This window comes from Hydrogenophaga sp. (assembly GCF_018780075.1).
GTDB lineage: Bacteria > Pseudomonadota > Gammaproteobacteria > Burkholderiales > Burkholderiaceae_C > Hydrogenophaga.
Genome location: NZ_JADMKB010000013.1, coordinates 24733 through 32723 on the forward strand (window position 1 = coordinate 24733; position 7991 = coordinate 32723).

The 7991-nt window shown below is 65.3% G+C and carries 9 protein-coding genes; all 9 read right to left on the reverse strand.

Annotated features, from left to right (window positions below):
- Positions 1-131: 131 nt before the first annotated feature.
- A complete protein-coding gene (locus IV088_RS04645) occupies positions 132-1130 on the reverse strand; it encodes a TRAP transporter substrate-binding protein (RefSeq protein WP_291098370.1) in 999 nt (332 codons plus the stop codon).
- Between the two features lie 95 nt (positions 1131-1225).
- Positions 1226-2506 carry a TRAP transporter large permease subunit gene (locus IV088_RS04650; protein ID WP_291098373.1) on the reverse strand — a complete coding sequence of 427 codons (1281 nt, stop codon included), beginning with the start codon at positions 2504-2506 and terminating at the stop codon, positions 1226-1228.
- A gap of 21 nt (positions 2507-2527) precedes the next feature.
- The gene (locus tag IV088_RS04655) at positions 2528-3061 is read right to left on the reverse strand and encodes a TRAP transporter small permease (protein ID WP_291098376.1); all 534 of its coding nucleotides are present in this window, start codon (positions 3059-3061) and stop codon (positions 2528-2530) included.
- A gap of 199 nt (positions 3062-3260) precedes the next feature.
- The gene (locus IV088_RS04660) at positions 3261-3944 is read right to left on the reverse strand and encodes a TetR/AcrR family transcriptional regulator (RefSeq protein WP_291098378.1); all 684 of its coding nucleotides are present in this window, start codon (positions 3942-3944) and stop codon (positions 3261-3263) included.
- 63 nt (positions 3945-4007) lie between these two features.
- On the reverse strand, positions 4008-4829 hold the full coding sequence (aroE, locus tag IV088_RS04665; protein WP_291098381.1) for a shikimate dehydrogenase: 822 nt from the start codon (positions 4827-4829) through the stop codon (positions 4008-4010).
- Between the two features lie 10 nt (positions 4830-4839).
- The gene (locus IV088_RS04670) at positions 4840-6057 is read right to left on the reverse strand and encodes a CoA transferase (RefSeq protein WP_291098384.1); all 1218 of its coding nucleotides are present in this window, start codon (positions 6055-6057) and stop codon (positions 4840-4842) included.
- Entirely contained in the window at positions 6057-6542 is a 486-nt protein-coding gene (locus tag IV088_RS04675) for a MaoC family dehydratase (protein WP_291098387.1), read from the reverse strand. The genes IV088_RS04670 and IV088_RS04675 overlap by 1 nt, the downstream gene beginning before the upstream one ends.
- Before the next feature lie 19 nt (positions 6543-6561).
- On the reverse strand, positions 6562-6972 hold the full coding sequence (locus IV088_RS04680; RefSeq protein ID WP_291098392.1) for a VOC family protein: 411 nt from the start codon (positions 6970-6972) through the stop codon (positions 6562-6564).
- A partial coding sequence (locus tag IV088_RS04685) for a ketopantoate reductase family protein (RefSeq protein ID WP_291098394.1) occupies positions 6969-7991 on the reverse strand: 1023 nt, incomplete at its 5' end. The genes IV088_RS04685 and IV088_RS04680, both read right to left, overlap by 4 nt.

The following is a 7991-nucleotide window of genomic DNA, read 5'->3' on the forward strand; positions in this document are numbered from 1 at the left end:
CAGACAAGGAAGAAGGAAGGGCGCGAAATGACTTCACCCAGGGGCGCCGCGGAACCGGCTTTGCCGGGCCGCCAGCGCCGCCCCCTTGAGGGGGTCACGGCCCCTTAGGGCCGTGGCAGGGGTGGGTCAAATCACTTCCTCAGCTTGGCCAGTTCGGTCATCACTTCGTTGACCGTGGCTTCACCCACGGTGGCGGAGTACTTGGCGATCACGGGCTGCATCTTGGTGCGCAGCTTGGCCACTTCGGCGGGCGGGAACTGGCTGACGGTCATGCCGTTCTGCTTGAGCAGGTCCAGGTTCTTGGCCACGGCGCCGCGGGCGGCTTCGCGCTGTGCCTTGGCGGCTTCGTCAGACGACTCGTCGATGATCTTCTTCTCGGCCGGGGTCAGGCTGTCCCAGACCTTCTTGCTGAAGATGACCGATTGCGGGTTGTACTGGTGATTGGTCAGGGTGATGTGCTTCTGCACTTCCCAGAACTTGTTGGACGCGATCACGGAGACCGGGTTCTCCTGGCCGTCGATGGCCTTCTGCTCCAGGGCGGCATACACCTCGGGGAACGGCAACGGCGTGGGGTTGGCGCCCAGGGCCTTGACCCAGTCCACGTTGATCGGGTTGGGGATCACGCGCAGCTTCAGGCCTTCGATGTCTTCCACCTTGACGATGGCGCGCTTGCTGTTGGTGATCTGGCGGTAGCCCAGTTCCCAGTACGACAGGCCGACGATGCCCTTGGCTTCGAGCAGGGCGTGCATTTTCTTGCCCACAGGGCCGTCCACGATGGCGTCCGATTCCTTTTCGTTGGCGAACAGGAAGGGGAAGTCGAAGATGGCCAGTTCCTTGGCCTCGCTGGCCAGGATGCCGCTGTTCATGACGGCCATTTCGATGGTGCCGCCCTTGAGCGCGGAGACCACGGCCTGGTCGCTGCCCAGCGCGCCGTTCAGGAAGATGTTGACCTTCATCTTGCCGCCCGACTTGGCTTCCACGGCGTCCTTGAACTTCTTCATGCCAGCCACAGCGGGGTGACCCTCTGGGCCGTTCAGGCCGAACTTCAGGGTGCGTTCCTGGGCTTGCGCCACACCGAAAGCGGCCACGGCCACAGCAGCCACCAGGGTTTTGAGCATCAGACGTTTCATGTTGTCTCCAGAGAGGTGAGGTCAGTACGCAGAAAGAAGGGGTGCCACCTGCGGCGTACCAGACACGGGTGGCGAAGGAAAAACAAAAGTGGAGGTCAGCCTGCGAGCCAGCGCGCCGGGACCGTGACGATCTCGGGGAACAGCACCATCAGGAACATCAGCAGGAACTGGGCGATCATGAAAGGCCACACGCCCTTGGTCACGTCGTCCATGCTGATCTTGCCGACGCCGGCCACGGTGTTGAGCACCGTGCCCACGGGCGGGGTGATCAGGCCGATGGCGTTGTTCATGATGAAGAGCACGCCGAAGTACACCGGGTCGATGCCGGCGGCCTTGATGATGGGCATCAGCACTGGGGTCAGGATCAGGATGGTGGGCGTCATGTCCATCGCAGTGCCCACCACGATCACCAGCAGCATGATGGCGGCCATCAGCACCTTGGGGTTGTCCATCAGGGGCTGGAGCAGCTCGACCAGCTGGGCCGGCAACTGGGCCACGGTGATGAGCCAGGCCGACACCATGGCGGCCGCCACCAGGAACATGATCACCGAGGTGGTCTTGGCCGCAGCGAGGAACAGGCCGAACAGCTGGTTCCACTTCAGCTCGCCGTACACGAACATGGAGATCACCAGGGCGTACACCGCCGCGACCACAGCTGCTTCGGTGGGGGTGAACACACCGAACTTCAGGCCGACAATCACGATCACCGGCAGACCCAGGGCGTATGCAGCTTCCTTGAGCGCATGGACCACTTCGCCGCGGTTCTTGCGAGCGGGAGGGGCCACCATTTCCTTTCGCGCCACCCACCACCAGGTGAAGCACAGCGCGACAGCCAGCATGACCCCGGGGGCGATGCCGGCCAGGAACAGCTTGGAGATCGACACGTTGGCCGCAACGCCGAAGATCACGAAGCCGATCGAGGGCGGGATGATGGGCGCGATGATCGAGGCCGAAGCCAGCAGGCCGGCGGAGCGCGCCTTGTCGTGGCCAGCATGCACCATCATCGGCAACAGCAGGGCCGACAGCGCCGCGGCATCGGCCACGGCCGAACCGGAGAGCGCGGCCATGATCACGGCGGCCATGATGGCCACATAACCCAGGCCACCACGCACATGGCCCACCAGCGACATGGCGAACAGCACAATGCGCTTGGACAAGCCACCGGCGTTCATGATTTCACCGGCCAGCATGAAGAAGGGCACGGCCAGCAGCGGGAAGCTGTTGGAACCCTCGATCAGGTTCTGCGCCAGTATCTGCGAGTCGAACATGTCGAGGTGCCACATGAGCGCGGTACCGCTGATGAGCAGGGAGAAAGAGATGGGAATACCGACCGCCATCGCGGCGATGAGGGCACCCAGAAAAACGGCGATCGTCATGGGATGTCTCCTGAGATGTTCTTAAGGGTGCGGGTCACCGTGCGGCATGTCGTCCGACTCGCGGATACCGATCAATTCGTTGTCGGCCATCTGCCCACTGAGCAGGCGCCAAAGGTTGAACACCAGGATGGGGACGCCCAGGATGGCGAACACCATGCCGCTTGCGTAGAAGTAGCCCATCGAGGTTTCCATCACGGCGCTGGTGGAGTCCCAGTTGACCTTCACCTGCTCCAAGGAGCCTTTGAAAATCATGCCGCAGATGAGCAGCATGGCCACGAAGCTGATGCCAAGACAGAGCTTCTGGCCAGCCACGGGCAGGCGGGAGATCAGCGAGTCGGTGCCGAGGTGGGCGCGTTCGTTCAAGGCGACCACGCCGCCCAGGAAGGTCATCCACACAAAGAGCCAGCGCGAGAGTTCTTCGGAGAGGGTGATGCCGGAATTGAAGCCGTAGCGCATCACGACGTTGCCAAACACCATGAGGACCATCAGGAACAGGCTGATCACCATGAGCACCGACAGTGCCCGGCAGTATTGGTCGAGGATTTTCTGGATCACGGTGTGTCTCCTGGTTGTTCCGAGCCGTAAATGTACGAACTGGTTAGTATTTTGAAATCAGGGGTTACCCTTATTTTTGACGCCGTCCATCCACCTGTTCGTCTTCCGGAGCGAGATGAAATTCAACAGGGATGCGGTGGAGCCGGCTCCTCCGGGCCGCTCGCATCGCCCCTGGGTGGCGACACCGAAAGCGGGGGCGCTACTTCCTCACGAAGCGCACCACCATGTCCACCACGGCCGCGCGCCGGTGCGTGGCCACCGCTGAGGCTGCGAAATCGCGCTTGAAGATCAGCCCGAAGGTGTGTCGGTTGGAGACGTTGAAGAACGTCAGCGCCGAGATGGAGGCGTGGATGTCGATCGGGTCCAGACCCGGGCGAAACGCACCGCTGGCCACGCCACGCTCGTACAGCTTGTGGATTGACGAAATGGCCGGCACGTTGAGCTGCTGGATGCTTTTGCTCTGCGCCAGGAATTGGCCGCGGTTCATGTTTTCCGAGACCACCAGGCGGATGTAGGTCTCGTTGCCGGCGTGGTGGTCGAAGGTGAATTCGACCAGCCGGCGCAGGGCGGCTTCGGGTTCCAGGTCGTCCAGGTTGAGCTGGCCTTCGATCTCGCGCATGCGGCGGTACGACTCCTCCAGCACGGCCAGGTACAGGCCCTCCTTGCTGCCGAAGTAGTAATAGATCATGCGCTTGCTGGTGTGCGTGGCGGCTGCGATCTCGTCGATGCGCGCGCCCGCCAGACCCTTCTCCGCGAACTCCGCCATCGCCACTTCCATGATGTTGGCCATGGTGCGTTCGGGGTCGTTGGTGCGCGTCGTCTCTTTCACCGCGAGTGGCTTCGCTCGAACCCCGTGTCTCCGGGAATGTACTGGTTCGTTCATTCCGGCAGTATAGGTTCAATGGGCGCATGGAGGGCTCTTGCGGGGGCGCCAGGAGATGCAGATTCAGACCAGCGGCACGGTCAGCCGTTCAATCACCGGAGCGGTCTGCGGGCGCACGCCGCGCCACCACGCAAAGGCCTCGGCCGCCTGTTCCACCAGCATGCCCACGCCGTCGGCGAGTTGCGTCACCCCGGCCTGCTGGGCCAGCCGCAGGAACGGGGTGAGCCCTTTGCCGTAGGCCAGTTCGTAGGCCAGCGCGCCGGGTGCGAACACCGTGGCTGGCACCGGTGGCAGCTCGGCGCGCAGGCTGGCCGAGGTGGCGTTGAACACGACGTCGAACTGCCGGCCCACGAGGTCTGTGTAGGCGCAGGCGCTCACCGGGCCGTGGGCGGCGGCTTCGTTCGCCAGCGCTTCGGCTTTGTCGAGCGTGCGGTTGGCGACCACCAGCGAGGCCGGTTGTTGTTCCAGAAAGGGCAGCAGGGCGCCGCGCGCCGCACCACCCGCGCCAAGCAGCAGCACGCGTTGGCCCTGGAGTGCCCGACCGAGGTTGTGGGTGACGTCGCGCGTCAGGCCCACGCCGTCGAAGTTCTCGGCGATCACGCGCCCGCCCTCGAAACGGAGCGCGTTCACCGCGCCCGCCATCTGTGCGCGCGGCGAGCGCTCGGTGGCGTATCCGAACGCGTCGAGCTTGAACGGAGCGGTGACGTTCATGCCGCGCCCGCCGGCGGCACGAAAGGCATCTGCGTCGGCCGCGAACTGGCCGATGCGGCCTTCGATGGCGGTGTAGACCATGTCCTGGTGTGTGGCCTCGGCAAACAGGCCATGGATGAGGGGCGACTTGGTGTGGCCGATGGGGTTGCCGATCACGGCGTAGGCGTCTGACATGGCGGTCTCCTTATTTCGCGAACAGCACGCCATCGGCCTGCAGTGTGGCGATGTCGGCCGCGCTGTAGCCCAGGCTGGTGGCCACCTCGGCGTTGTGTTCGCCCAGATCGGGCGCCACCTGGTGGATGGTGGTGTCGCAGTCCGAGAAGCGGAACGGCAGGTTCGGCAGGCGCAGCTTTCCAAAGCGTGGGTGGTCCTGTTCCTGGATCATTCCGCGCGCCTGGATCTGCGGGTCGTTGATGACCTCGTCGATGCGCTGTACCTTGGCCGAGGGCACGTCGATGCCGTCCAGCAGGGCCAGCACCTCGGCCACCGGCCGCGACGCCACCCAAGCTTTGACCACGCTCAGGATCTCCACCCGGTGGTCATTGCGGCCGTTCAGGCTGTGGAAGCGTGTATCGCTGCCAAAGCCCGCCGGGCCGCCATGCTGTTCCAGCAGCGTGGCGAAGCGCTTCCACGCGTCGTCCACCTGCGCGGCGATCACCAGGTCACCGTCCTGCGCGCGGAACACGCCGTAGAGCGTGGAGGTGGGCATGTCGTGGCCGGTCTGCTGCGGCAGCACCGTGCCGCCCGAGAGCGTGTAGCACTGCACCGCGTATTCGTGCATGGAGACCAGCGTGTCGTACAGCGCCATGTCGATGTGCTGGCCTTTGCCGCTGGCCACGCGGCCGAGCAGGGCGGCGTTGATGGCGGCCACGGCGTGGATGCCGGTGTACATGTCCCCGAGCGAAATGCGCAGCAGCGGCGGCGCTTCGCCGGGGTTGCCCACCATCTGCATGATGCCGCTCTTGGCCTCGGCGATCAGGCCGAAGCCGGCGCGGTGCGAGTCCGGCCCGGTGTGGCCGTAGGCCGAGATCGAGCAGTACACCAGCTTCGGGTTGCGGGCCGACAGCTCGGCATACCCCAGGCCCAGCTTGTCGAGCGCGCCGGGGCGGTAGTTCTCGATGAACACGTCGGCGCTGTCGCAGAGTTTCTGCATGAAGGCCTTGCCGCGCGGGTCCTTCATGTTCACGCTCACGCCCTGCTTGCCCATGTTGAGCTGCAGGAAGTAGCCGCTGGTCTGGTTGTCGAGGATGTGCGCGTGCTGGCGGCCGGCGTCGCCGGAGCCGGGGCGCTCGACCTTGATGACTTCGGCGCCCAGCGCGGCCAGGCAACGGCCCACGTAGGGGCCGGCCAGGAAGTGGCTGTAGTCGATGACGCGGATGCCGGTGAGGGGAAGGGCTTGCATCAGAAGGCTCCTGGGCGGCGCGGGACCATCAGGCGGTGTTCGCCTTTGTGGACGATCTGCCCGTGCTGGTTGATGAGTTCGGAGGGCAGGATCACGATGCCCCAGCCCGGGCGGCTCTTGCTGGCGCGCAGGCCGGTGACGGTGAACTTCACGTGCAGCGTGTCGTTGATCTTGATGGGCAGCAGGAAGTCCCAGGTCCAGCCCAGCGACATGCCGGGCAGGAAGCGGTATTCGCTTTGCGTCTTCAGGCCGTCAGCGATCGACAGGCCGAACAGGCCGTGCGCCACGCGGGTGCCGAAGGGTGTGGTCTTGGCGTAGTCCTCGTCGATGTGCACGGGGGTGTAGTCGCCCGTGAGCACGGCGTAGGCGTTGATGCGCGCTTCGGTGACGTCGTAGGTGGGGCTGATGCAGACGTCGCCTTCGGTGGCGTCGTCCCAGTATTTTTCGGGCGTGGTGAAGTGGATGACGGGCGGGGTGAGTTTCATGAGGGTCATCTCGGGTGGTTCAGGCGCGGGGTTTCACGGCCAGGGCGGCGGCCACGCTGCCCGGTGCGGCCTGGATCAGCTCCACCGCCAGGCCGTCGGGCAGTTGCAGCCAGTTGCGGCCCTGCGGCAGGGCCTTCACGCCCCAGGGTGCGGCGGCCTTCAGCGCAGCTTCCAGGTCGTCCACCATCACGCCCAGGTGGGCCAGCCAGCCCGCGTGATTGCTCGGCGGCGCTTCAAAGCCGGGCGTGGCCATCAGCTGCAGGCCGCCCAGGGTCCAGTACTGGCGCGGGTCGTCGGTCGGGCCGTCGATCTCGCGCACATCCATGCCCAGCACCTCGTAGAAGAATTTGATGTGCCAGTGGATGTCCTTGACGCGCACGGCCACGTGTTCGACGTAGGCGCGGGTGGGCGGGGTGAAAGGTGTTGTCATGGGAGGTCTCTCGGTGAAGTCCGTGGGGTAGTGGGGGTTTCGCCGCCGGGCCGCCCCAAGGCGAAACGCGCCCCCTCGGGGGGCAGCGACCCGCGCAGCGGCGGAGCGTGGGGGTTCAAGGCTTTTTCGATGCCTTTGATGCAGGCGACCAGGGTCTGGTTGACGGGGGTCGGCACGCCGCAGCGCTGGCCCCAGCGCACCACGGCGCCGTTGATGAAATCGATCTCGGTGACTGAGCCTTTTTCCAGGCTCTGCAACATCGAGGTCTTGAAGTCGTCGGGCAGTCCGGCGCTGGCCTTGAGCCAGGCTTCGCGCGGGTCGGTGTAGCTCAGCTGCACCCCCGAGGCGGCGGCCACGTCCATGGCCTCCCGCACGGCGGCCACGGCGGTGGTCTCGATTTCTGGGATCTGGTAGAGCGGGCCGTAGGTCAGGCGCGTGATGCCGCTCACCGCGCCGGTGGACACGTTGATGAGCAGCTTGTCCCACATCGTGCCCATGATGTTGTCGCTCACCGTGGTGGTCAGGCCCGCGGCGTTGAAGGTGGCGGCGATGCGTTGTGCGCGCTCGCTGAGGCGACCGTCGAGTTCGCCGATCAGCGTCTCTTTGCCTGCGGTGCCGCTGATGATGTGACCCGGCGCCAGCATGACGCCACCCACATAGGTCTTGCCGGCCAGCACGTGTTCGCGCCCCACGATCTGCGCCAGCACGTCTTCATGGCCCAGGCCGTTCTGCAGCGAGAGCACGGTGGTGTCCGGGCCCACGAGGTTCGTGGCGGCACCCATGGCGGCTTCGGTGTGGAAGGACTTGACGAGCACGATCACCAGGTCCACCGGCGCCAGCCCCTGGGCGCTGGTGGCGGCCGTGGTCTTCACCACCTGTTCGCCCACGGGTGTGCGCATCACCAGGCCGTGGGTGTTGATGGCGTCCACCTGTGCGGCGTTGCGGTTGATCAGCACCACCGTGTTGCCCGCCTGCGCCAGCGTGCCGCCGATGGCACAACCCAGGGCGCCTGCGCCCAG